This is a genomic window from Chitinophaga nivalis (assembly GCF_025989125.1).
Taxonomy (GTDB): domain Bacteria; phylum Bacteroidota; class Bacteroidia; order Chitinophagales; family Chitinophagaceae; genus Chitinophaga; species Chitinophaga nivalis.
Genome location: NZ_JAPDNR010000001.1, coordinates 4905336 through 4931051 on the forward strand (window position 1 = coordinate 4905336; position 25716 = coordinate 4931051).

A 25716-nucleotide genomic window follows, 5' to 3' on the forward strand; every position below is an offset into this window, starting at 1 on the left:
CATCACAAACAACATGTCTACAATTACCAGTAAATGGCTCGCCGGCCTGACGCTATTGACGCTATTAAACACAAAAACGGCCAAGAGTCAGCATCCTGAGCAAAGTACCCTCACCCTCACAGCAGCATGGAAAAAGGCAGAATCCTACAACAAACAGCTGCAGCTGCAATACCTGCACATACAGCGTATGGAGGAAAAAACAAAAGCAGCAAAAGACGAACGCTTACCGGAGATAAAATTCGACGGCGTATATGCGCGTGTATCCAATCTGGCCATGTATGAAGAAGGCCTGTTCCATGCTCCCACCCAGTTTCCGGTGGTGCATACGCTCTACAAAGTAAGTGGCGATGCTTATCTGAATGTATACAACGGTGGTAAAACATCGCGTGAAATCGTTGTACGGCAGACAGAAAGCGAACTGGCCAGAGAACAGAAGAATCTTTCTGTTACGGAAATCAAATACAAGGCTGCCGCGCATTACCTGGATATCTACCGGTATAGTATATACGAAGTGGTATTGTTACAGGATATCCACGAAAGAGAAAAAGAGCTGGAAGAAATCCGGCAGTTAAACAAAAACGGCGTTGTCCTGAAAAGTGATCTGCTGCGCGCCGAACTGAAATTGTCCAAACAAAAAATGACGCTGCTGGAAATCCGTAACAGCCTGGTTATTGCGAACCAGCGCCTCAACATCATGATTGGTCAGCCGGATAGTACGGAGAATCTGGTAACCATGGATACACTGGCGCTGAAAAACATACGGGTACGTGCCTACGAAGATTACCTGGCAGATGCCTATGAACATTCCTTTGCTTTCAAAATATCCGAAAAGGAAACCCAGCTGAGTGCTTTACGGCTTAAAGATGTAAAGTCCAACGTACTGCCTAAAATAGGTTTGTTTGCGGAATACGGTTATAGTTATCCGCAGATCCAGTTTTATCCCTATGCCATTGCTCCCTACGGATTGGGGCAGGTAGGCGTAAAAGCCGGCATCCCCATTTCCGCCTTTTATCAGAACAGGCATAAAAAAGAAGAAGCGAAGATCGGGCTGGAATGGCAGGAAATGGAACATGCCGATACGCAGGACCGGGTACGACAGGAAGTAAAAGCGGCCTATGTACGTTATACCGAAGCGCTGACCCGCATACAGGTGGCGCAGGATAATATTGCACAGGCGAAAGAAAACTTCCGCATCGTGAATAACACTTATTTCAATCAGCTGTCTTTGTTAACAGATCTGCTGGATGCAGAAACCCAGCTGTTACAATCAAAATTTGATCTTACCACAGCACAGGTAACCGCACAATTACAATACTACGAATTACTGAAAGCAACAGGCAACCTTTAATATTATATGAAAAGCACGAATACCAATACGACCACCAACAAAACCGACAGACTCATCTCCAGGATCACTACGATAGTAGCTTCTATTGTAGTCGTAGGGCTTGCCATCTGGGGAATCCGCACGTTGCTTTATCAATGGAAGAACGAAGCAACCAATGATGCACAGATAGATGAATACATTAATCCGGTAGTCGCCAAGGTGACCGGTTATGTGGAAGAGATCCGCTATGAAGAAAACCAGGAGGTAAAAAAAGGAGATACCCTGGTGATCATTGATAACAGTGAGTATGCAGCACAACAGGACGAAGCGGAAGCGGCGTTGCTGAATGCCAAAGCACAGATTACCGTACTGGAAAGTAATGTCAACACTTCCGGGCAACAGGCCAAAGTATATGCGGCACAGATTGCGGCTGCCCGTGCCAGGCTGAAAAACCAGGAACAGGAATACGACCGCTACAAAAAACTGTACGACGTGGAATCCGCTACCAAACAACAACTGGAGCGGGTGGAAGCGGCGCTGGAAGTAGCCCGTTCTGATTACAATACCGCATTGGGCGCCTACGATGCCTCCCTGGCGAAAATCAATGATGCGCGCGTACAGCAACAATCACTGGATGCAGAAATCAAAAGAAGAGCGGCAGTGGTCACCAAAAATGATCTCAACGTTTCCTATACCATTATCACGGCGCCTTACGACGGTAAGATGGGCCGCCGCACCATTCAGCCGAAACAGCTGGTACAGGCAGGTCAGGTACTGGCCTATATTGTAGACTGGGAAGCGGGTAAATGGGTAGTGGCCAACTTTAAGGAAACACAGATCCGGCACATGTATGTAGGAGAAACCGCGTCTATTGAAGTAGATGCTTTCCCCGGTCAGGTATTTACCGGTAAAATTGAATCCCTGTCCGGCGCCACCGGCAGCCGGTTTTCCTTGCTGCCACCGGATAATGCCACCGGTAACTTTGTAAAAATCGCACAGCGTATTCCGGTACGTATACGCCTCGACGGATCGGCCACCGCGCTGAAGCCTTTGTCTGCCGGTATGAGTGTGAATGTTTCTGTTGCTAAAGCACGTCCCTGATCATGAGTCATCCGAAACAAATTTTCAGATCATGGATTCCGGAGTGGCTGATCCGCCTCACCATTTTGCTGGTGTTGCTGCCTACTGTGATGTTGTTTGCATTGTCTACTGCCAATGTAAATGCCGCTACCGGATTCTATGGAGCTGAACCTGCTGATATACAGTTCTCCATGCTGCTTTATTATGCATCCCTGGCGGCTTTTACACCGCTGGAAAGACGCTTCTTCAGCCGCATCGCCACGAAGGAATATTTTCTGATCTGCCTGGTGCTACAGGTATTGATTTCCTATTGGTGTTATCATACCCGGGAACTGCCGGTATTATTTTTCTGCCGCTTCCTGCAGGGGATGGTCAACTGCGGCGTTACCAGTATTTGTCTGACTTTGTTGTTTGGCCGGCTGAAATCAGAACATGCGCGTGAAACCGGCTATGCGGTACTGTATGCCATGATCCTCTGTTCTGCCTCATTAACCTCGCTGGTAACAGCGCCGTTGGTAGACAACTACGAATACAACATGTTGTACAAGATGATCATTTATACGTTTGTACCAGGGGCCATCCTGTTGTTGCTCCTGATGAACAAAGTGCATCTGACCAAAAAAACACCCTTGTATCAGCTGGACTGGGCCAGCTTCATCCTGTATAGCGTGATGCTGGTATTGCTGGGCTACGTGCTGATTTACGGCCAGCAGTACTACTGGCTGCAAGACAACCGCATTGTATGGAGCCTCGTGGCTGCCATACTGCTGGCAGGTTGTTTTGCCCTCCGGCAATTCAGCCGTAAGCGGCCGCTGATACACCTGCAGGTATTCCGGTATAAAGCCGTGCTGTTTGGTTTACTGCTGCTGGGATGTTTGTATATCATCCGGGGCGCCTTTAATGTAACGACCAGTTATTTCTCTACCGTGCTGGGTATGGATCCCATTCATATGTACGAGCTGCTGATATACAATCTGGTGGGTATTATCATTGGGGTGGTGTTTGCCGCCAGGCTGGTCATCAAAAGAAGACCTTTGCAATTTATCTGGCTGGCCGGATTCTTTCTGCTGCTGATATTTCACAGTGTGATGTATTTTTTATTCGCGGCAGAAGCGGATATGTCTACCTTCATTGTACCCTTGATGATACAAGGTTTAGGCGCCGGTATGCTGATGACGCCCATCATCCTGTTTATCATTTCTTCTGTACCGGAAGAGATGGGACAATCCGCTTCCGCGGTAGGCGTATTTATCCGGTATACCTTCTTCGGATTAAGTACGGCCCTGATTAATTTCTTTTCCCTGTTTTTCGGACATACCCACAGCATGCGGCTGAGCGACCGTGTATCACGTGCGGATAATGGCGTAGGAGAGCGGTTGCATACCTACCAGACGGCCTTGCAGGGACGAGGTATGTTGCCGGTAGAAGCTTCCCGGGCAGCTACCGCACTGTTGGATAAAACCATGCAGAAACAGGCATTTTTAAAATTTGCGATGGATTATTATGAGATGATGGCCATTCTGATTCTCTTCATCATGCTGTTGATTATCATGGCGCCGTTTATTAACCGGACCATTATCAATGTAAAGACGAAACAACCGGCTGCTGCTACTTTTTAGCAGTTTTTTTCATAGTGATGACTATACGGATTACAGGTAAACTTGCCGCCTGTAGTCCGTATTTTTTTATGGAAATCTACCGGAATTTTGTTATATTCATATTGCCTATGTTGACCCGAATATTTGTTTAGTTGAACCCCCTAAAGATATGACCTATGATCACTCACTGGCAGGTTATAGCAGAAGTTGCCAATCGTTTTGGCGGGCGCCAGGAACAGTTTGAAACAGCCAACAAAAAACTGAACGCCTATCAGCAGGAAAAAATTCCCCTCATACAACTGGAAGATGACGAGGAACGTGTCCATTGCCGTATTGCCCGGGAAAATACGCCCGTGCTGGCGCAGGCCCTGGAGCGAATAACCGGTACCGTTGATTTTCACGATAAATACATCCTGGACAAGCTGGCAGAGCTGAGCTGCGGCGTATGCCGGTTGCTGAAATGCGGCGCCCCTGTAGGAACCGGATTTCTCGTTACACCGGATATCCTGCTAACCAACCATCATGTTATAGAATCGGCTGCAGATGCAATAGACATGGTAGCCGAGTTTAACTATGAGTTGGATTGTACGACCCGGTTGCTGAAAAAATCAGCGGTATTCCGCCTGGATGCTGCTAAGTTTTTCCTGACATCCAGCTTAAAGGTCAGTAAGCAAACCCTCAATACCGGCCTGGATTTTACCCTGATCGGTGTAACCGTTACCGGTACTTCCGGAGAAGCGTTGTCCCAGTTTCCACCGATTCGCATGGATGGCAATATGGGCAAGATCATCAAAGGAGAATCCTGCATCATTGTGCAGCATCCCAATGGTTTGCCGAAGAAAGTAGTATTGAAGGATACGAAATTCTTTTCCGAAACAGGTACGCGGTTGGTGTATGAAACGGATACGTTGCCGGGATCTTCCGGCGCACCGGTGTTTGCGTTAGGCACCTGCAGCCTGATTGCCTTGCATCATTCCGGATTGTCCCGCACCGATGACCAGAACAGGGTGCTGACCAAAGACGGCCAGCTGGCTACTGCAGATACACCCGACGAACAGATAGACTGGATCGGCAATGAAGGCATTAAGATCAGTGTGATCATCAATGCCGTGAAAGAAGCCACGTTGCCGCCAGCCATGGAAAAATGCCGCAACGATCTGCTGCAGCAAACCCGGGAAGTAGCCCCGATACTACAACAAGCCATGCCGGACCAAAAAGAAGTACAAACTGTTATCGATAACCTGGTAACAGGTAAGGCAACACCTGCGGTGCCGGCATTACCAGGTATTCCATCACCCGCAAAAGAAACCAACATGGACCAGCGTATATCAGCCGCGAATGCCGGTAATATCACGTCCTTTATCATTGCCCTGTTATATACACCGGAGAATATACAGGCGATAGAAAAAATCCTGTCGGTGCGTTATCCGCCGCGGGTACAGATAGCCCTGCTGTTGCCGGCAAGTGCCCGGCCCGGGCGGGAAGAGCTGTTTTCCTTTGCGGTAGCCGTCAGCGGAAATCCGCATGAAGCAGCCAGCGAACTGGCCCGCATTCCGGGTATTTATTATGCAGAAGCGGATGTGCCTTTATACCTGAATGCCGACACTTCTTTTATCAGGACGTCTGCCCCGGGTACTGCTACGGAGTCAGGTTTTCTTTTTGACGACGGATACGGGAAGCCTAATGAAGACGCATTCCTCGAAACCTATACGCAGAAAAATAAAAGTCCGTATGTAACCGCAGGTCAGCCCGAACAATTCCGCAAATGGAACTGGTATGCCACCGGCTTCGATAAAATATTAACGGATACTACGCTGGTATCTCCCAAAGACAAAGGGATACAGGTAGTGCAGTTTGACACAGGATATACCAACCATTCTAAAGTACTGAATGGATTTGATACCGATCAGGATTACAATTTTCTCAATCAATCTACCGATGCGCTGGATCCGCGTACCGTTGCTATTGGCAAACAACCGGGTCATGGCACACGTACCGGCAGCCTGCTGATTGGCAATGTATATTCTCCTGCTGCCGGTAATGGCAACTGCGGATTGCTGACCCCATCCGGTAGCCGGCTGGTACCATTTCGTATAGCCGAAACAGTGGTTATCATCAACCGGCAGCAACAACTGGCTGCCGCATTGGATACTGCTATTGCACAGGGGTTTGATGTGATTACCATGAGTATGGGACTACCACCCACCATCACAACAGCCCAACTGGCCAGAAGAGCCTATGAAAGCGGTATTATCTGGTGTTGTGCTGCGGGCAACAGTGTACAGGCGGTAGTAGCACCGGCTGTATATCCGGGTACCATTGCCGTTGCGGCCTCCAATCCTTTGGATAGAGACTGGTCCGGTTCTTCCCGTGGTACCATGGTAGACATCACCGCTCCCGGACAGGATGTTTATGTACCTATCTGGCAGGAAGGTGCTTTGCATCCCGAAGGTTTCGCGTATGGCGACGGGACCAGCTATGCCACTCCACATATTGCTGCTGCGGCAGCCTATTGGCTGGCAAAATACCAGGACGTCCTGAAAGCGCCGGCCTATGCGGGTTGGAGAAGGGTAGAAGCTTTTCGTACGGCCTTGCAGACTGCTGCCAGACGTGACAATCAGCTGCCTCGTAAAGGTTTTGGCAGCGGCATGCTGGATGTTGCCGCCTTGCTGGATACGCCACCTCTTGCCGCCGATGCATTAAAAAACAGTTACGACGGCTGGTCGGACAGCCCTTTCCTGGATGCCGTACAAGGTTATGGGGAGCTGATAAAAACCTATTGGAACAAACTGCACAGCTGCATTTTCGGCGTACATCGCGGTGGTCAGGAGTCGCTGCCGCTGGCGGCACAGGAGTTGTCGGCCGCTTCGCAGGTGCTGGAGCAAGCCATTTTCCATACCACGGGTAGTCCCTATGAATCTGTACCTGCAACCGATTTGCCAGCTATCCTGGAAAGATTTAATACCCTTCAATCTATTGTTGAGCGCGCAGCTAAATAACTGAATCCCTATGGCTAACAAGATCTTTGATTTCCATTTTCATCTGTTGTTCAAACACTACATCACCCTGAACAAAGATGTGACCACCGAATTCCGTACCGGCGGGGTGGCTAAATTACTGAATGATATTTTAGGCGGCCCGTTCGACAGCCAGTCTTCGCCGGCACAGGTGAAAGACAGCCAGCTGTTTCTGGGTGTTACGTCCATTATCAGCCTCGAACACGCCTTTGCAAGAAGGGTGTTGCACTTACTGGGTATTGATTTCTCCGGTATCCTGCCGCTGGATACCGCGCTGTTTGAACGTACCCGTGATGGACTGACAGACTATTTTACGGAGTTTAAAACACAGCTGCAGTTTTACCTGGATCAGCAGCCGGTATTAACGGCAGCTCCCTTTCATATCCATTATACGGGCCGGCAGGATCCTGCCTGGAAAGATAAGACCAGTGCGGAGATAGCGCAGCTGCTGCTGAACGAAAATACCAAAAGATACCTCGTGTTTTCCATTGAAGGCGGCCATAATTTATCGGATGTACCCGTGCGTGGTACGGCTATGTCGCGTACGCCGGAGTTGAACCTGTTGCAATTGCAGGAACGTACAGATGTGGATTTCCTCTGTATGAATCTGTGTCACCTGAGTTATATTCCCGAACAGCCGCTGGGCGGTTTTGCACAGGGGTTGAACAAGCAGGCACAGATAGCTTTCAGCAGTGAGGACTTTATGCCGAAAGCGGGATTGGGGTTGACAGAACTGGGCAAGAAAGTAATCCGCCAGGCACTGACACATCCCACACGGCCGGTGCTGATAGATGTAAAGCACATGAGTGTGTATACCCGTTTGCATTATTATCGTTTCCGCGAACAGCTGATCAATGAAGATCCGGCTGTAGAGAGATTGCCGATCATTTCTTCCCATACCGGTTTTACTTTCAGCAGTATACAAAACTATCTGCAGCAGAAAAAATTCCGTTCAGCTGTAGGTACAGAAAACGGGACCACAGTATGTGTGGTGGAACCGGAGAACAAAAAGATCGGACGTACGGACGATTTAATCAACAGTGGGTTGTTCAGCAATCCGTGGAGCATTAACCTGTTTGAAGAAGAAATCACGACTATTCTGGAAAGCAAAGGTATGATTGGTATCAGTCTGGATCAGCGTATCCTGGGGGCAGAAAAAATAATCGACAGCAACCGCGGACAATATTTCGACGGAGAATATGTAGCGCGGGAAGAGTGGGAGAAACTATTCCGCGACGGGCAGTTGCCGGGACCGGAAGGTCTGGGGCAGAAAGATATTGCCCCATCCCGGGCAGAGCGGCATATCATGTTGCTCTGCATGCATATCGTATATGCGGTACGCGTGGGGTATGCCAGTCTGACCTGGCTGCCTGATACCTCACCCTGGCAGCATATCTGTATTGGTTCCGACTTCGATGGACTGATCAATCCCATCAACCGGCTGGATAATATCAATCGCGTTGAAGGCCTGCGGGATGGGTTGCTCCGGTATCTGCCGGTGGCCGACAAGTACCTCACTGAACAGCCGCAGCAGCGTGCGTTGCGTTATCATGCAGATGGTACACTGGATAATGCTTATCTGGAACAGGTGACAGATCAGTTTTTATATGGGAATGGCGTTTCTTTCACAGCACGTTTTCTGAGTAACTGGCGGTAAGGAGGTTTCACCGGTGTTGTCACGCGCAATAATTAATGTAACTTTTTTATTGCATAAATAATTTTTTTGTTTAAAAGCGTTTGTGATATTTTTATATCGCATAGGAATGTTTGTATACTAATAGCAACCTCAAATTAAGATCCCTGGACTGTAATTTTCGTTTTCTGTATTGTCGAGTAGTTCCCCAAATGACGTAAAAAAATCTGCAGAGCTATTTATTGTCTATTTATTAATTAATCCCCAAAAGAAGCACCATGACTAATCATTCGTCTTGTTGCGGCGGTCTGTGCGTTATGCCACCATCGCCGGAATTGGAGGAAAAGATTGTTCGCACCAAACAGGCTATTTTGCGTGAAGCAAATCTGACTGGTATCGATGATATCGATATTATGGACCTGCGGACATTCACCCTGATTTCCTCCCGCCCCCGGAAAACGAGAGCCCACGAATTTGTAGGCGATGCTGCGGAAGCGGCGCCTATTGTAGGCAACCGGAAGGCTATTGTATTGCTGGTTGATTTTTCAGACAAAGCAGCAGCAACGGGCCAGGCACACTACAACGACCTGCTGTTTTCAGTAGGTAGCTACGCTACCGGAAGTATGCGCGATTTTTACAAGGAAGCCTCTTATGGCCAGCTGGATGTTACCGGTCAGGTAGCAGGTTCTGGTGGCCCTACCGCAGGTTGGTTCCGCGCTCCCAAGCCAAAATCCTATTACACAGATGGCAACTTTGGTTTCAATGCCTATCCTAAAAATGCGCAGAAACTCGCAGAGGATGTCATTGACCTGGCCAATCCGTTTGTGAATTTTTCTTCCTATGACAATGACGGTGATGGCTTTGTGGAGGCCGTGATTATCATCTGCGCCGGTTCCGGCGGAGAACAAACAGGTAATGTAAACGACATCTGGTCACACAAATGGAACATTACCACCAAAACCGTAGACGGTGTAAAAATAGACCGGTATTTTATGGCGCCGGAAGACGGCCGGGTAGGCGTGATGGCCCATGAACTGGGACATCTGCTGCTGGGATTACCAGACCTGTATGATACCGATTATTCTTCCCGTGGTACCGGTAACTGGGACCTGATGGCAGGTGGTAGCTGGAACGGCGGTGGTAACAAACCCGCGCATCCTACTGCCTGGTGTAAAGTAAAAGCCGGATGGGTAAATCCTACCGTGATCTTTAATTCAGAACAAACCATTACGGTTCGCCCGTATAAGGACTTTAAAGACATCTTCAAACTACCGGTGGGTGCTGTTGACAGCAAAGAGTATTTCCTGCTCTCCAATCGCCGGAAAAACGGCTTTGATGTCAATCTGCCGGGAGATGGGCTTATCATTGAGCACATCGATGAAAACAAAACCGGTAACACAGATGAAAATCACTACCTGGTAGATGTGGAACAGGCAGACGGGCTGCGGCAACTGAATACCAATGCCAACAGCGGTGATGCCAATGATCCGTTCCCAACAGCCAGCAATAACCAGTTTACGGTATCCAGTACGCCTAACAGTAAAGCTTATAGCGGCAGCGACTCCAAAGTGTCTGTAACGGCCATTACCCGTTCGGGCGATAATATCACCGCCAAAGTGAATGTGGGCGGAGCAGCGGCCCTGGGCTGGATTACTAAAAAAGCCGTACAGGTATACGCTACCCCGCACAGTATGAATGCATGGGTATACCTGGAAGCTACCGGCTGGCGTAAAATCAATGAATTGTCTACGAATGGCGTTACGAGTATGTTTGATGCACTTTGCCAGGCAAGAATCGCCGGTAGTGCAGTAACCGTTGAAGCAGACAGTGGTAAGATATTTACCCTGTATTACTAACATCCCTTCCTCTTTTATTGGTGAATTGTTTAACTCCTAAAATCTCAGATCATGAACTTCACACAGAAAATTCTGCAGGTATATGCTACCCCTCACTCACAGAATGTTTGGGCTTATATTAATACAATCGGATGGAGAAAAGTACAGCCATTGTCAACAGATGGTAGTACAAATATGTTTGTTTTACTGGTAGCTGCCAGAACCAGCGGTATTGTGGTGAGTGGTACTTTAAACGCCAGCAACGAAATCACCGTGCTTTATTTATAATTGATTACCTGGCAGCAGATGCCGTATTTGTTTCAGCCACCCGCATCTGCTGCTGCTCACATCCTAAAACTTACGTCAATGGCTATCATAAATATTTATACCAGTGATGCGCAACAGCAACAGGCTGCCGGTAACCAACAGCAGGCCGCCGGTGCAGGAGGAGGCCTCGGACCCGCTCCGGAAGAACAGTTTGGCAGCAACAGTGCTGCGGCTGCCGGTAACCAGGCACCTGCTCCGGATGAAAGATCCGCGTCTGCTTCACTGGCAGATAGTGCACCGCCTGCACCTTCCCAACAGCCCGGAGATGCTGCCGCAGCAGCGGAAGCACCCGCGCCGAAGGAAGCTGCTGCCGGCGCCGGTAAAGGTGCTGACGCCGTGCCGGCACCCTCACAGGAACCAAAAGCATAAACCGAAAAGTATATTTCCTCACCAACAACACCCGCTATGATGTCAGCGCCTGTTTCCTGGATCTGCACCCTGCTCCTGAAGGAACTCCGGGAAGATACCGCCACCCCTGGAAAGTATTTTGTTTCAGGAGAAATACTGGCCGCTGATGCAGGTGCAAAAGAAAATACCTTCTTTGCAAAGGGCCGGCAAATACAAGGTTTTACCTTTCACTTGCCGGAAGGGATTCAGCAGGGAGCTACCATCCGTGCGTTGGTAGCTTTTATGGGAGATCCTTTTACCCAGCAATATCAGCTGAGTGATATTCAGCCAGCTGATTGAAAGGTAGTATAAACGCATTCCACATGCTGTGAAAAAAGCAATGGCGATTGGCTGTTACTTTTTACAGTATGTGGAATCGTTATATCGTTACAAAGCATTCTCTTCAAATTTTTTCCAGCTGCCCCTGTGAAAGGGTAATACTGTTTGGCATACTGGATACCGCTGCCAGCACTTTTCCGGTATGCAGCGGGAGAACGGGTAGCGCTGTTTGGTACCGCTATAAAACGTACAACCGTTCCCGTTACTGATAATTACAATCCGGTGAAGAAAATAAAATGGCAATTCGGGGAAAATAACCAGCACGGATTGTCGCCCGAAGAAACAGCAGATATCCTGATCCTGATGCAATACCGGTTGGGGTAACCCGGACGTATATACGTTTTGATGGGGAAGTATCTATAAAGTGCAACACGGAGATAACACCAGTTATAAGACTTGTTATTTCCGTGTTGTCACACATTAGTGTTAAATAATCTAGCGCGATTAATTTTTTTGGTTTATAATTATTTTTTTCTATTTTCGTAAACACGATAACGGTTTATTCATTATCGTCATATCGAAGAGTTTATTAATCGAAGTTACCCGTATCTACAATAGTTTTGTTAACAAATAAAATTCTTATTCCTGGTTACACCCGTTCATAGTATAGTTGAGCAACGTACAAATAAATAACTGACACAGCTTTATCTATGAAATCTGAACGCTATAATACACAATGCTGACAGTAAATATTTTAGATAGCTTTTTGGATTAATAGAAACCCACCAGCAATTGGAGCTATTTACGAATGAAATACTTTTAGTGATTGTTCTCCTTACATATTAATAACCACCTTTGACCGGCCTGTTTGGAGTCAGATGGATGAGGATTCTTACACCATTTATTTTATTGAATTTTTTAAGGACAAACGTTAAAATGGGATTTACGTGGGCGAAGCCTTTGTATCTGAGCACATATACTCAGCTTCTGGAAATCTCATGACCTTTCTCTGTCGTATCCGCTCAAATCCGTGAATTTAATTACCGTAGGCAAATGGGACTTACGTTGGCGAAGCCATTATGTCTGAGCAATACGCTTAGCTACAGGAGATTTTATGCCTGATCGTGAATCTTTAATTACAAGTATGAGCTTATGCATATAAAGGAAAGACATTCCCGCAATACTGAAATGAGGTGGTTTATTGCCTATACTTTCCCGAAAGCAGAACATAAAGCTGCTGAAAAACTACAAGCAATGGACGTGACTTGCTTTTTACCATTACATAAAGTAGTAAGAGTCTGGAGCGACAGAAAGAAAGTGATGTCCGTTCCGCTCTTCCCGAATTATATCTTTATTTATACCACTTTAAGCCGGTTGAGTGAATTGCTGCGATTCCGGGAGCTGGTGAGTTTCGTAACATTTGATGGGGAAGCAGTGACGGTGAAGGAAAGCCTGGTCAATTCCCTTAAAATGGTGATGGGCTACGAAGTGACAGTGGAAACTTTTCGTCATCATCCGGGAACACCGGTAAAAATTATCGAAGGTCCTTTGGCTGGTGTGGAAGGAATACTGGAGAAATATAAAGGAACCAGCAGGTTGACGTTGCAGATTCAGGCCCTGCACCGTACGGTATCGGTGGAAGTATCCTGTGATACGGTAATTATTGCCTGAGATAGGACAAACAATTGGCTGATATCATCATTTTATATTTATTTGCATATACAGCCATCGGGTACGACCCTTAATACCCATTACATCAGAATTGTATTGCCCATGAAATCCGTCATATGGACCCTGTTGTTATTTTCGTTTGTGCTACCCGTAAAAGGTCAGTATATCGTGACTGGTAAGATAGCAGATGACAAAGGGAAATCCCTGGAGTTTGTGAATATTGTGATTAAAAAAGACGCCGCAATAATAGCTACCTTATTATCTGACAGTGCCGGGCACTTTAAAACAACCGGCTTGCCAGCAGCGCTCTACCAGCTGACGTTTCATCGGTATGACTGTGATCCGCAGCAATTATCTGTTCAGCTAACAGCAGATACGGTTATCACGATAAGATTGCCCTATAAAGCAAAGCAGCTGAAGGAAGTAGTGGTGGCAGGCGCCAAACCGATCATTGAAAGGAAGATTGACCGGCTGGTGTTTAATGTGGAAAATGCGGTAGCAGCTTCCGGAGGAGATGCCCTCGACGCCCTGAAAATAACACCTGGCATACAGGTCCAAAATGACCAGATATCGATGGTCGGAAAAGGACGGGTAAAAGTAATGATCAACGACCGTATCATTCAGTTGTCCGGAGAAGAGCTGAGTAATTTTCTCGCTACCATCAAAAGTGATAATATACAAAGTATTGAAGTCATCAGTAATCCGCCTGCCAGATATGATGCGCAGGGTAACAGCGGTCTGGTAAACATCAAACTCAAAAAGGCAGCTGTAAACAGTTGGAATGCAGCCCTCACAGGTACCTATACCCAGGCTACCTACGGAACAGGCGGAGGCGCCGGCAGTTTCAGCTACCAGAAAAATAAATTGTCCTTTACCGCGAATATAGATTACAAAGAAGGGAACCGGGACAGAACAGAAAAAGACCGGATCAATTATCCGGATCAGTCCTGGAATACCGACTTTCATAAGACCGTATTCACCCGTGCTACGGGCATCAATGCCGGTATCGACTATCAGCTGACGAAACGCTGGTCTATGGGCGCACAGTACCTGGGCAGCTTTAGCAGACCAGGTGTCACCGAAGAAGATGAAGGGATACTCACCAATCGGCATACCGGAAAAACCGACTCATTGATCAATACGGCCGCAGCGAGTAAACGGGTGATCAATGCTGCTTCTTTGAACTGGCATTCGGATATTGTCCTGTCACGTACCGGTAGTAAACTGTTGTTAAACGTAGACTACTTTGGTTATAACAATAATGTGGACAGAACTTTCAGTACGCAAAACACCTGGCCCAACGGGAAACCGATAGAAGGTAGCTTTGTATCCACCAACAACACAGGCCAACAGGATATCAAGAACTATGCAGCGAGAGCAGATATAGACATGCCGTTGAAATGGATAAAGCTGTCATACGGGGGAAAGCTGTCCCGGATCGAAAGCCACAACGACCTGAGTTTTTACAATACTACTACTGGCGTATCCATACTGGACCCTGGGAAAAGTAACGTATTTAACTATAAAGAGCAGACAGAAGCCCTCTATATTTCAGGTAACCGGAAATTTAGCCGGATATGGGAAGCACAGGCAGGATTGCGGATGGAGAATACCCGGATAGAAGGTGTTTCTGTGACCTATAACCAGGTGAACACAAACAATTATCTGCAATTGTTTCCGACTTTCTACCTGGCATATACGCCGAATAAGGTCCATTCCTTTTCAGCGAGCTATGGCCGCCGGATCGAACGGCCCGGATATGCCAGCCTGAATCCGTTCCGGTTTTATTCCAGCCCGTATAACTATTCGGAGGGAAACCCGGCGCTGGCGCCACAATACGCCAACAACATCGAAATAAAACACGCATTTAAAGAATATCTGTACACTACCTTATTCTTCCTCAATGAAACAAATGGATTTGGAGAAGTACCTTTTGTAGATGACAAAACCCAAATGCAATACTTTACCCAGCTGAATTACTTTACCTATAATTCAGCCGGTCTTTCAGAAGCATTCAGCATCCCGGGAGTACGGTGGTGGGAAAATGATCACAGGGTGGATGTCTTCTATGCTGCTTCCCGGTTTACGAAAGCCGTGAAACTGGATAATACAACCACGTGGGGGTGTATGTTTTCAACCGCCAACACTTTTCTGCTGAATAGTAACGGAACGTTGAAAGGATCCGTAAACTTTTGGTACAGAAGTCCGCGAAATGATCTGTTGTACACCAATAAAGGCCGGGCCAGCCTGGACCTGGCGCTAAAATACCAGTTGCTGAAAAACAACCTGCTGCTGGCGCTCATTGCCCAGGATGTACTCAGAACAGATGAACGTACGGCTACTACCTATACCGGAAATGTGGAACAACGTTACTATAGCTACTTTGATAACCGACAGGTAAGAATAACGGTGACGTATAAACTGGGTAATAAGAAAATAGCCGTGAAGAACCGGAAGTTTGGTAATGAAGAAGAGAAGAAAAGGGCCCAGTAACCCATCAGTGCTGTATGGACTAATAAAGAAGAAAGGAACCCAGCTCACTAACCCGGGCTGAATCATGGGGCTGCACAACGGGAAATCCTTTACCCGGCAGTATCCGACATATTTATTGATAGGTACTTGAATGGTTCCTCCGGGAACGATACAGGATATTTCTTGCGCAAGAATGCGGGAATTGTAACCCAAAGAAAAAATACAAAACAGGATAAACACTGATGCCGTAAAAAAAGTGTACTTATTTTATTAACTCAAAATCAATTAAGATGAAACAAGAATCCATCCAGAAAGCAACAGATTTCCTGGGCGTAAAAGTTCTGACCCCATTGGAAGAAAATCAAGTAGTTGGTGGTACCGCTATCGCTGTAGAGCCTGAGCACCACGAATCTCACCACGAATCTCACCACGTTGGATGAGAGTCACACCACGAATCACACCAGGTAGGATGATGATTCGTTTGTGATATCCGGTTGCATCATATACAGCGGTGCTGTTAATGCAAATACATTCCCTTACATGATTATTGTTGCACAGCCTGCGGGTTCAGGCCCGCGGGGTGACCACTGATCGGAACGGCTATACATGCTGTTCGTATGGGATACCTATGCCTTGATAGTTCACTGATATGTCCATCGGTTATAATATCAAGGGGCTGATATTTTTAGTCAGCCCCTTTCTTTTCCATTGTTAAAAATGTAAACATGATCCTGTATGGAAACATTGACTAGTACTACACTAAAACCTTTTAGTGCCAGGTGGTGGGACCACTTTCTTGAAGCAACAGCTAACCAGACCCGTACTACCGTATTAAAAGATTGCATCTCGAGAGAAGAAACGGCCCTCTTCAGGGAATATATTCTTCAGATCATCCGGGAACTGGCTGCATTAAGAACGAACAGATTTGGTTACAGGGTTTTTATTGAAGGAAAGCAGTTGGATTTCCATGACATGAAGAAGGTATACGATACACCACCTCTGGAAGGAGAAACACTGGAGGACTGGGTCACCCGCCTTTATGGGGAAAAGAAATTCGGTATGATCATCAATCTGGGAGAAAAATTCAATTTATCCCTGTCCCAGAGTATCGCTTTAAAGGTGGCTCCGTTATTTGAGAAAATAGGATTTCCCAGAGACGGCGTAAACTTCACGTTATTCGTAGGAAATTATGACAAAACCCCGCTGGGTATTCATCAGGATCCCACCGGACAAAATGTAATCCACTTCCACCTCGGACCCGGCGGTAAAACAATGTATACCTGGGGACCGAAAGAATTCCCGGCGTTGCTGCGCGACAACAAATGGAAACGGGAAGACCTGGATTTATTGATACCTTATTCTGAAGAGTTTTCCTTTGAAGAAGGAGATATGTATTTTATGCCGGAAGGTGAATATCATATCGGTAAACAAACCGGCCTCTCACTGGCTATTACTTTCTGGCAATACAACCACACCAAGGAAAAACTGATTAAGAAACTGGAAGATGCCATCCATACCCAGTTCGTACAAAAGTCGGAAGTCGTATTAACCCCCGACCGTAATGACCTGGACGATACCAGTGGGCTGGACGATAGCCTGAGTATACTCACAATTCCGGACGAACTGGCAAAACTGAATTATATTGACCTGCTGCGTGAAGCATACAGGGACGTAAGATATTCTATCCATAGCAATGGTGGCTACCGGACCAGTGCCTTCGGAAAAAAAGAGAAGATAGCTTTTGAGCCGGAAGATGTCATTGAACTGGAGCAACCCTTCAAAATATTGTATAAAGAATCCCTGGACAAAGAAAAACTGCATGTATATGTGAGAGGGGTAAAACTGGAGTTAAACAACTTTGAAAATATCAAACAGCTGGTAGATGTGCTGAATGAAGGAGAACCTAAAACCGTCAGTGAATTGCTGACAATACTACCGGAAGATTGGGACGCGCAGATCGGATTATATATCCTGGGACTGATTCATGAAAGACATGGTATCAGGAAGGCCAATTGATATTTAAATTTACAGCAAACAGGAGGGACGTGGACAGATTTTCCCGTATATTGTATCATCATTTCAAATATGATGCGCAGGGTACCTGCTATACAGTGTTACCGGATCAGATGCCACCCTTCCTTATCATATGATACTTGTTGAACCTGATGTATAACCGCAATGGAATAAGCATAGTCAATTAAGAGCCGCATGAATTTTATTCCCCAACACGACCAGATGGACTGTGGCCCGGCCTGTTTAGCGATGGTAGCCGGCGCGTATGGTAAAAAGTATTCACTGCAGTATTTAAGGGATCATTCTTTCCTGACACGTGAGGGGGTAACCTTGAGCGGGATCAGCGAAGCTGCGCAAAAGATAGGGCTGGAAGCACTTTCTGTTAAAATGCCGGTGGAAGATTTCGCCGGTATGCCATTACCATGTATTCTGCACTGGAATCAGAACCATTTTGTGGTTTTGTATGAAATAAAAAAAAAGCCTCGTCGGGTCGAAAAATATATAAGATAGCAGATCCGGGCTATGGTCTTATCTCCCTGAATGAAGAAGATTTTAAAAAATCGTGGATTGCCGGTGATGACGGCGGCATTGCACTGATTCTGGAACCGCTGGATGCATTCTACCAACAGTATCCGCCAGCGGAATTTAAACTGACAACCCGTTACCTGACGAGATACCTGCATCCTTATCGTAAACAGCTGTTCGTCATGTTCCTGTTGTTGCTGATGGGCAGCTGTATCTCGCTGGGGTTACCCTTTCTGACGAAAAATCTGATAGATAAAGGCGTCTCAGCTAAAAATCTGTCGCTTATCAGTCTGTTACTGCTGGCACAGCTGGGGCTATTCCTGGGTACTGTGGTCATTGGCATCATTCGTAACTGGCTCACATTGCGGGTGGGCGCCAGAATAAATATTACCATCATTTCAGATTACCTGAAAAAAGTGTTGCAATTACCGGTCAGGTTTTTTGAAACCAAAATGATGGGAGATTTTAATCAGCGTATCCAGGATCACGAAAGAATAGAATCGTTCCTCACTTCCCAAAGTCTCCTCACCGTTTTTTCCATCCTTACTTTCTCCGCCTTTCTGGTGGTACTGTGTTATTACGATTTCACCATCTTGTTGGTATATGTGCTGCTAACGATGATGTCGGTGGGCTGGTCCTACTATTTTTTAAGAAAACGGAGAATCCTGAACTACTATCGGTTTCAACGCCGCAGCGAGAACCAGGAGGCCGTACTTGAAATGCTCAGCGGGGTCACGGAAATGAAACTGAATGGCTTCGAAAACTTTAAACGCAGAAGATGGGAGCAACTGCAGGAGAAACTCTTTCAGATCAATATGCGGATATTGAAACAGGATCAGTTGCAATCCTCGGTGTTTGATATGCTCAACCACCTGAAAAATGTACTGGCTACTTTTCTCGCCGCAATTTATACGGTAAAAGGAGCCATGACACTGGGAGAATTGCTGAGTGTATCGTTTATCATTGGTCAGATGAATGCGCCGGTGAGCCAGCTGATTACCTTTTTCCGCTCCCTGCAGGATGCTAAACTGAGCCTGGAAAGACTGGCGGAAGTGGAACAGCATCCGGAAGAGTGGCAGCCGGATCAGATAGGTATGGAACATACCTATGAAGCAGTATTGCCGGAAGAAGAGAGAGGCATTTACCTGTCTGATCTCAGCTTCCGTTATGGTAGTGCCGCATCGCCTTTGGTCTTGAAAGATATTAACCTCTTTATACCGGAAGGGAAAGTAACCGCCATTGTAGGCGCCAGCGGCAGTGGAAAAACAACCCTGCTGAAATTATTGCTGAAGTTCTATGCGCCGGTAAAAGGAAATATCCATATCAACCATTGTAATCTGCAGGATATTGAATCTGCCAGCCTCCGGGATCATTGCGGTGTGGTGATGCAGGATGGTTTCATTTATTCCGATACCATAGAACGAAACATTGTCACCGCTGATGAAAAGCCGGATGCACAACGCTTTGCGAATGCTGTCCGGATGGCGAATGTAAAAGAGTTTATACAGTCTTTACCACTAAAAGAAAAAACCAAAATAGGTGCGGCAGGTAATAATATCTCCGGCGGACAAAAGCAAAGGATCCTCATTGCAAGAGCCGTATACAAAAATCCGGACTACGTATTTTTAGATGAAGCTACCAGTGCATTGGATGCTGAAAATGAAAGAGTCATCCACGATAACCTCACGGGATTCTTTCAGGGCAAAACCGTGGTGATCATCGCCCACAGGCTGTCTACCGTGAAAAATGCCGACCAGGTGATTGTCCTGAAAAATGGTCGGGTAGTAGAACAAGGATATCACCAGCAACTGGTACAGCATAAAGGAGAATATTTTAACCTCATTAAAAATCAGCTGGAGTTGGGTGTATAGCCTGACGTTCTGCATAAAAAAAGAGCCGCTCCACAGCGGCTCTTTTTTTATGCAGAACAGGTAATGATTAATAAATCCTGTTAAACGCACCGTTGCTGTTGCTCAGAATATAAAATACCCCGTCGCCAGGTCTGTACAAGGCCAGGTGGTCAGATTTTCCGCTGCTGGTATAGTCAAAGGCAAATACTTTATCCTTGGGAGAGGCCAGGTTGTAGCCACCAATTCCCTGATGGGAGCTCCAGACATTACTGAAGCTGCCATTCGTATTGCTGATAAAGTAGATGATGCCGTCACCGGGGCGGTAAATGGCCAGGTGATCTTTCTTGCCATTGCCGGTAAAGTCGAAGGTTTCTATGCGGTCTTTATCAGAAAGCAGGTTATAACCTCCCAATCCCTGATGGGTTTGGAAGACCGGTGAGAAATTTCCATTCGTATTTCTCAGGACGTACAGCACACCTTCACCGGGGCGGTAAATTACCAGGTGATCTTCTTTGCCGTTGCTGTTGTAATCAAACGGGAAGGCCAGGTCTTTGGAGGAAAGCAAGTCATAGCCACCCAGCCCCTGAAAGGTTTGAAATACCTGAGTGAAATTTCCGTTGGTATTTTTCAGGATAAACAAGACTTGTGAACCGGGGCGGTAGATAGCCAGGTGGTCTGCTTTACCGGTGCTGTTGTAATCAAAGGCAAATACCTTATCATTTTGGGAAAGCAGGTTATAGTCACCCAGTCCCTGAAAAGTTTGAAATACCTGTGTAAAATTCCCGTTCGTATTTTTCAGGATAAACAGTACGCCGGAGCCGGGGCGGTAAATGACGAGGTGATCTTTTTTACCGCTGCTATTATAGTCAAAAGGAATTACCCGGTCTAAGGGAGACAGGAGATTGTATCCGGCAAGTCCCTGGAAGGTTTGAAACGCCGGCGTAAAATTGCCATTCGTATTTTTTACTACAAACAGTACACCAGAGCCGGCGCGGTATAATACGAGGTGATCTTCTTTACCAGTGCTGTTGTAGTCAAAGGCAAAAGAAAGATCGGCATCAGATAATACATCATATCCACCAATACCTACAATGGGTAAGGGACCATAGAGGCTTTTCAGTGCAATCTGGTCATTGGCATTAAAAGGCCGGTCAGTCTGGGTACTGGTACAGGCCAGCATCCAGCTGTTAGGATCTTCTGCCGTAGGTGTGCCCGGAATATTAATGGCGCCTACACCAGCATCTCCTTCATTGCTTGGATTAGAGAATCCGCAACTATAATTTCTGTTGAAGTAGTCCGTATGCCGGAATCCAATCGTATGTCCTATTTCATGCGCAATGAGCGTGGTGAGAAACCCGATAGACGGACTACTGCCTATGTAACCGGCATTGAGTTTTATCGGACTGGGTGGGTTTCCCTGGGCATCCGGGAAGCCGGCAGATACGCCCAGTACACCGGCTGGCAGACTGGCATTCTGAATATCTACATTACTACCGGAGGCGACGCGCCGGAAGGTAAGCCGGAGTTGCAGCGCGTTATACCGTGCAATAGCGGCATCGGCTGCCGTAATATAGGCTGCCGGTAAGCCTGATACAGAAATAGTGATTTCCCGGCTGCCGGAAATAGCAATCAGGTTGTTGGTCCGGTATTGTTCTGTTTTAGCAATCAGGAGATTCGGAGATACCGGTTTTGTCTGTAGGTCTTTTTCAGTGAGGAGTATATCTCCTTCCACAATATAGCCTTCTGCTGTTTTGATAATGCCGTTGGTACTAAAGCCTGCAGCCTTGATCTGTTGCAGGAGATCTGTTGAGTGGCTGGTGGCAGCAGGTGTGTTTTCCTTTTTACAGGACAGTAGTAACAGGCTACAGCAGCATAAACAAGGAAATAGGTGCTTTAACTGAAATTTCATAATCAGATTTTGGAGGTAAGTAAAATGTGATAATAAAAAGGAGAGCGCATCATAAAGCCATGGGGGCGAAATACCGGGAAACATTGTTGGCATAGGCGATACATGTTAATAAAAGCCGGCTAACCCCAAATACAGGAGCGGCTTTACAATCTAAGCACTGAAAATGCACTGGTATAGCATGCATAAAGTAGATCGGGAAAGAGGCGGTATAAAGTACTGATTAGAAGATGTTAGTATCACGTGATTTTGCTATCGCTTAAAGTCAGATAAGGACGGAAAAGTATTTTGGCATAAAATAGGGCAGGGGTGTCACGGAAATCACATTTTTAGGAGAGAAATTTTATACGCCGTTCAAAAGCAGTAGCCTTTTATAATTTTATAATGAGCATTGATATAACAGATATATAAAGGTTGTTTGGTGTATAAGGCATGCTGATATATTGATCGATTATGAGAACCGAAACAACATCTTTGCATCCTTTACAATATGCGGAACTAAGCTTTGTAAACCCGACCTGGAGCCTACTGAATAACAGATTGTTGTACGTAATCTTAACCATGAAACTTTAACTGAAAAAATAAGTAGAAAACCCCGTTAACCCGACAGCAAGCCTGTTTCCGGAAACAGTACCCTGTATTTACGCGCAGGGGAGATCATTGCTGACATACTGAGTAATTTTCTACAACGCTCAGCAGGCCATTGCAAATGGAGCAGCGTGGCCACATCATAATAAAGTAGAACACATTTATATAAATGCCTCAAGGCGAATGGAATACCCATGTTTCTTCAAGGAGACCTTTGGCTGCATATGGTATGCTGGTTTGATCTCCATGACTTTACCAGTAACGTAACTGACTATACGTACATATACCGTTTAACCATTTACGTTATAATGATATTGTCTGTCGGCATGCCGTCATAAAAGGCTGTATAAACCTATGTATTCCCTATAATTTTTCCGGGAAAGATGCCCGGTCGGGGAAACTATGGCTTGGCTGGTACACCGTCGCCGGATAACGAATCTGTTATTATCGATAATATCTGTTTTAAATCGAAAACAATAACCAATCTAAAATTTCATTAACATGAGTATCAAAACTAATCCTGGTGGACTCCCTTTGACACAGGAAGCATATGCTTTCCTGCAGGCTTCTTATCGTAGTGCAATCGCTGATCTGGCAAGAGTAAGCGGCGATAAGGTAATTATTTCCGGTGTAATCGACAATGGTACATCTGTAACAGACGGCTGGATCCTCCATAACGGAGAACTGTTGCCTTTTGCCGGTGGACCCAAACAAAACAGTTACCTGGTGGTGGAAGGAAATGGCACCGAAGTATTTGACGAAGTAAAAGTACGTACCGTGTATAACAACCGTTATGCAAGATTTGGTGCAGGTGGTACGCCTTTTTCTGAACTGGTAAGACTGGACCAGGCAGCCAACCTGAAACAGGATCTGATTAACCTGAACAACAACCTGTCCTCTTTCAGTACCAGCCTGCAATCACAGCTGTCTGTTATCGGTCAGGCAACGCCACCTACCAAAGATACCACCGTGGCCATAAGCGGATCTTTCTGGATCGGCGATCAGGGTGGATCTGATGGTTATTACACAGTCAACCTGGGACAGTACATTTTCAGCCCATATCTGGTAGCTGGTTCATTGCGCAGTGCCGGTCCTAACTGGAACAATGATAATGATGTGATCTGGAGCGTACGGGATTTGGGTACCAGCAGCTTTGCCTTATTGTTAAGAGAGGTTAGCAGCGATGTACAGGCCCTGTATTTTGATTATGCCATTATCAGAAAATAAATAACTATCTGAGTCTGACACACTGTAACCTATCCTATCCCGTAGACCTATTATAGCAGCCGGGGGGCATCCGCCTCCCGGATTTTTTATGCCTGCAGGCCATAGAAAGTGGCAGGGGAGCAGCTCCTTCCCGAAAAATTCCGTTTCTCATAAATATTATTCCCTATTGCGTAAACAGCCAGGCAAATACCTGCACAGTTTTGTAGTATAAATCGTACGATCCGTAACTCATCCACGTAGCGGTGGTTTCCTGATTTAGCAAAATGTATATATGTCAAACGTAAAGAATGTAAAACGTTGGTTCCTGATACATAAGTGGACCAGCCTGGTATGTACCGTCTTTTTATTAATGTTGTGCCTGACGGGGCTGCCATTGATTTTCCACGAAGAAATTGCGGAATGGGAAGGGAAGATGCCCGCCGCACCGGAAATGCCGGCAGGTACCCCAAAGATTAGTCTGGATAAAATAGTGGAACAAGGGCAGCAGCAACGTCCCAATGAAGTGATTCGATATGTTTTCTGGAATGAGGAAACACCCAACCAGGTCATACTGAGTATGGCAGACTCGTTGCAGTCGGCGCCGGAAGTCAGTAACCTCGTGGTGCTGGATGAGCGGACCGCCCAATTATTGCATGAGCCGGAGCTACAGGAAGGTTTTATGTACGTGATGCTGAAATTACACGTGGACATGTTCGCAGGTATCCTGGGCAAATTGTTTCTGGGATTGATGGGGATGTGTTTCCTGGTGGCCATCGTTTCCGGTGTGATGTTATATGGGCCCATCATGCGCCGGTTTAATTTCGGCATGATTCGCCGGGATAAATCTACCCGCCTCAAATGGCTCGACATGCATAACCTGCTGGGAATCGTAGTACTGTCCTGGACATTGGTGGTAGGATTTACAGGGGTCATTAATACCTTGTCGGATGTAGTGGTGTTTTTATGGCAATCTGGTCAGCTGAAAGAGATGGCAGCGCCCTATGAAAATAAGCCCGCCATCACTGGAAAACTGAGTTCACTCCAGGAGGCGGTGCAAGTGGCAACTGCTGTGGCGCCGGATATGAAACCTTCGGTGGTTGCCTTTCCAGGTACGATGTTTTCCAGTAAGCATCATTATGCGGTGTTTATGCGGGGCGCTACACCCTTAACATCTAAACTGATTAAGCCTGTATTGGTGGATGCGCAAACCGGTAAGCTGACAGATACGCGATCCATGCCATGGTATGTGAATGCGCTGTTTATTTCTCAGCCGCTGCATTTCGGGGATTATGGGGGTATACCATTGAAAATCATCTGGGCGCTCTTTGATGTGGCCACTATTGTTATACTGATTTCAGGGCTGTATCTATGGCTGGCCCGGCGAAAAGCTACCGCCGCCCGGATCGACCGGATTCAAAGCGAAGCATTGTTACAGGCAAGTATAAAAGAAACGGAAATATGAAAGCACCTGATTTTTTAACCCTGTGGGGCATGCCGTTATTACTGGGCGTACTGATTCTTTTCGGATTGATTGCCGCACTAACGGGAACGGGTATATGGCATTGGTTGTCGTGGGCAGCGTTATGTGTGCCGTTGGTGGTATTGGGTTGGTATTTGTTTAAAAAGGAAACACCCGCCAAAAAATAATCATTTATAGCAAACAAGGACATGACGTCCTTGTTTGCTATAAATACAAAAAGCATTAACGGGAGCTACAGGCGTATACGTCGCGGACACCCGTAAACGAACAGTAACAAATGATGGTACCTGTCAGATCTGCGCATTCGGACTTATTCGGATTACATCTGTTTTGAGGACACAGCGGATGATTGCTGTTAACACCTCCATTTACTTTACTTAATTCCTGCCGGCTCAGGCTTTTAGCGCCTCTTAAGCATTTCTCCATGTTACATTACGTTTAAAGGTTAAGGAAAGAATTAAAAATTGATTACAGGTATATAATAGGTACAGTGATCATACTGTTATTACAAAGCGCCCGGCA

General features: G+C 46.4%; 21 protein-coding genes. 19 read left to right on the forward strand and 2 right to left on the reverse strand.

From position 1 onward, the window contains the following. The first annotated feature begins 13 nt into the window (after window positions 1-13). The 16 genes from OL444_RS19635 to OL444_RS19710 all read left to right on the forward strand — a co-directional run bounded on the left by OL444_RS19635 (window position 14) and on the right by OL444_RS19710 (window position 20035). Window positions 14-1348 (forward strand): TolC family protein, encoded by a 1335-nt coding sequence (locus tag OL444_RS19635; protein ID WP_264730421.1) that lies wholly within the window; start codon window positions 14-16, stop codon window positions 1346-1348. A gap of 6 nt (window positions 1349-1354) precedes the next feature. Then, complete coding sequence (locus tag OL444_RS19640; RefSeq protein WP_264730420.1) at window positions 1355-2428, forward strand: HlyD family secretion protein; 1074 nt, start codon at window positions 1355-1357, stop codon at window positions 2426-2428. Between the two features lie 2 nt (window positions 2429-2430). After that, complete coding sequence (locus tag OL444_RS19645) at window positions 2431-4026, forward strand: MFS transporter (RefSeq protein ID WP_264730419.1); 1596 nt, start codon at window positions 2431-2433, stop codon at window positions 4024-4026. A 155-nt stretch (window positions 4027-4181) separates the two neighbouring features. Next, window positions 4182-7004 carry a S8 family serine peptidase gene (locus tag OL444_RS19650; RefSeq protein ID WP_264730418.1) on the forward strand — a complete coding sequence of 941 codons (2823 nt, stop codon included), beginning with the start codon at window positions 4182-4184 and terminating at the stop codon, window positions 7002-7004. 10 nt (window positions 7005-7014) lie between these two features. After that, window positions 7015-8679 (forward strand): amidohydrolase family protein, encoded by a 1665-nt coding sequence (locus OL444_RS19655; protein WP_264730417.1) that lies wholly within the window; start codon window positions 7015-7017, stop codon window positions 8677-8679. A 347-nt stretch (window positions 8680-9026) separates the two neighbouring features. Then, window positions 9027-10511, forward strand: coding sequence for a M6 family metalloprotease domain-containing protein (locus OL444_RS19660; RefSeq protein WP_264730416.1), 1485 nt, complete (start codon window positions 9027-9029; stop codon window positions 10509-10511). A gap of 51 nt (window positions 10512-10562) precedes the next feature. After that, a complete protein-coding gene (locus tag OL444_RS19665) occupies window positions 10563-10778 on the forward strand; it encodes a hypothetical protein (RefSeq protein ID WP_264730415.1) in 216 nt (71 codons plus the stop codon). A 78-nt stretch (window positions 10779-10856) separates the two neighbouring features. Next, window positions 10857-11186, forward strand: a complete 330-nt coding sequence (locus tag OL444_RS19670) for a hypothetical protein (RefSeq protein ID WP_264730414.1) — start codon at window positions 10857-10859, stop codon at window positions 11184-11186. A gap of 36 nt (window positions 11187-11222) precedes the next feature. Beyond that, window positions 11223-11504 carry a hypothetical protein gene (locus OL444_RS19675; RefSeq protein ID WP_264730412.1) on the forward strand — a complete coding sequence of 94 codons (282 nt, stop codon included), beginning with the start codon at window positions 11223-11225 and terminating at the stop codon, window positions 11502-11504. 144 nt (window positions 11505-11648) lie between these two features. Next, a complete protein-coding gene (locus OL444_RS19680) occupies window positions 11649-11867 on the forward strand; it encodes a hypothetical protein (RefSeq protein WP_264730411.1) in 219 nt (72 codons plus the stop codon). Between the two features lie 768 nt (window positions 11868-12635). Beyond that, entirely contained in the window at window positions 12636-13154 is a 519-nt protein-coding gene (locus OL444_RS19685) for a UpxY family transcription antiterminator (protein WP_264730410.1), read from the forward strand. A 102-nt stretch (window positions 13155-13256) separates the two neighbouring features. Further along, a complete protein-coding gene (locus OL444_RS19690; protein ID WP_264730409.1) occupies window positions 13257-15647 on the forward strand; it encodes a TonB-dependent receptor domain-containing protein in 2391 nt (796 codons plus the stop codon). A 269-nt stretch (window positions 15648-15916) separates the two neighbouring features. Then, a complete protein-coding gene (locus OL444_RS19695; protein WP_264730407.1) occupies window positions 15917-16066 on the forward strand; it encodes a hypothetical protein in 150 nt (49 codons plus the stop codon). Between the two features lie 295 nt (window positions 16067-16361). After that, window positions 16362-17642, forward strand: coding sequence for a hypothetical protein (locus OL444_RS19700; RefSeq protein WP_264730405.1), 1281 nt, complete (start codon window positions 16362-16364; stop codon window positions 17640-17642). 192 nt (window positions 17643-17834) lie between these two features. Then, window positions 17835-18149, forward strand: a complete 315-nt coding sequence (locus tag OL444_RS19705; protein ID WP_264730403.1) for a cysteine peptidase family C39 domain-containing protein — start codon at window positions 17835-17837, stop codon at window positions 18147-18149. Window positions 18150-18346: 197 nt separating this feature from the next. Further along, a complete protein-coding gene (locus OL444_RS19710) occupies window positions 18347-20035 on the forward strand; it encodes a peptidase domain-containing ABC transporter (protein WP_264730401.1) in 1689 nt (562 codons plus the stop codon). Between the two features lie 67 nt (window positions 20036-20102). On the opposite strand, the gene OL444_RS19715 is transcribed toward OL444_RS19710, so the two are convergent. Continuing rightward, complete coding sequence (locus tag OL444_RS19715; RefSeq protein WP_264730399.1) at window positions 20103-21923, reverse strand: M57 family metalloprotease; 1821 nt, start codon at window positions 21921-21923, stop codon at window positions 20103-20105. A gap of 1086 nt (window positions 21924-23009) precedes the next feature. On the opposite strand from OL444_RS19715, the gene OL444_RS19720 reads away from it, so the two are divergent. From OL444_RS19720 to OL444_RS19730, 3 genes are all read left to right on the forward strand, one after another. Next, window positions 23010-23735 (forward strand): hypothetical protein, encoded by a 726-nt coding sequence (locus OL444_RS19720; protein WP_264730396.1) that lies wholly within the window; start codon window positions 23010-23012, stop codon window positions 23733-23735. Between the two features lie 271 nt (window positions 23736-24006). After that, window positions 24007-25176, forward strand: a complete 1170-nt coding sequence (locus OL444_RS19725; protein WP_264730394.1) for a PepSY-associated TM helix domain-containing protein — start codon at window positions 24007-24009, stop codon at window positions 25174-25176. Continuing rightward, complete coding sequence (locus tag OL444_RS19730) at window positions 25173-25361, forward strand: hypothetical protein (protein WP_264730392.1); 189 nt, start codon at window positions 25173-25175, stop codon at window positions 25359-25361. Before OL444_RS19725 ends, OL444_RS19730 begins: the two co-directional genes overlap by 4 nt. A gap of 55 nt (window positions 25362-25416) precedes the next feature. On the opposite strand, the gene OL444_RS19735 is transcribed toward OL444_RS19730, so the two are convergent. Then, window positions 25417-25620 carry a hypothetical protein gene (locus OL444_RS19735; RefSeq protein ID WP_264730391.1) on the reverse strand — a complete coding sequence of 68 codons (204 nt, stop codon included), beginning with the start codon at window positions 25618-25620 and terminating at the stop codon, window positions 25417-25419. Between the last annotated feature and the right edge of the window lie 96 nt (window positions 25621-25716).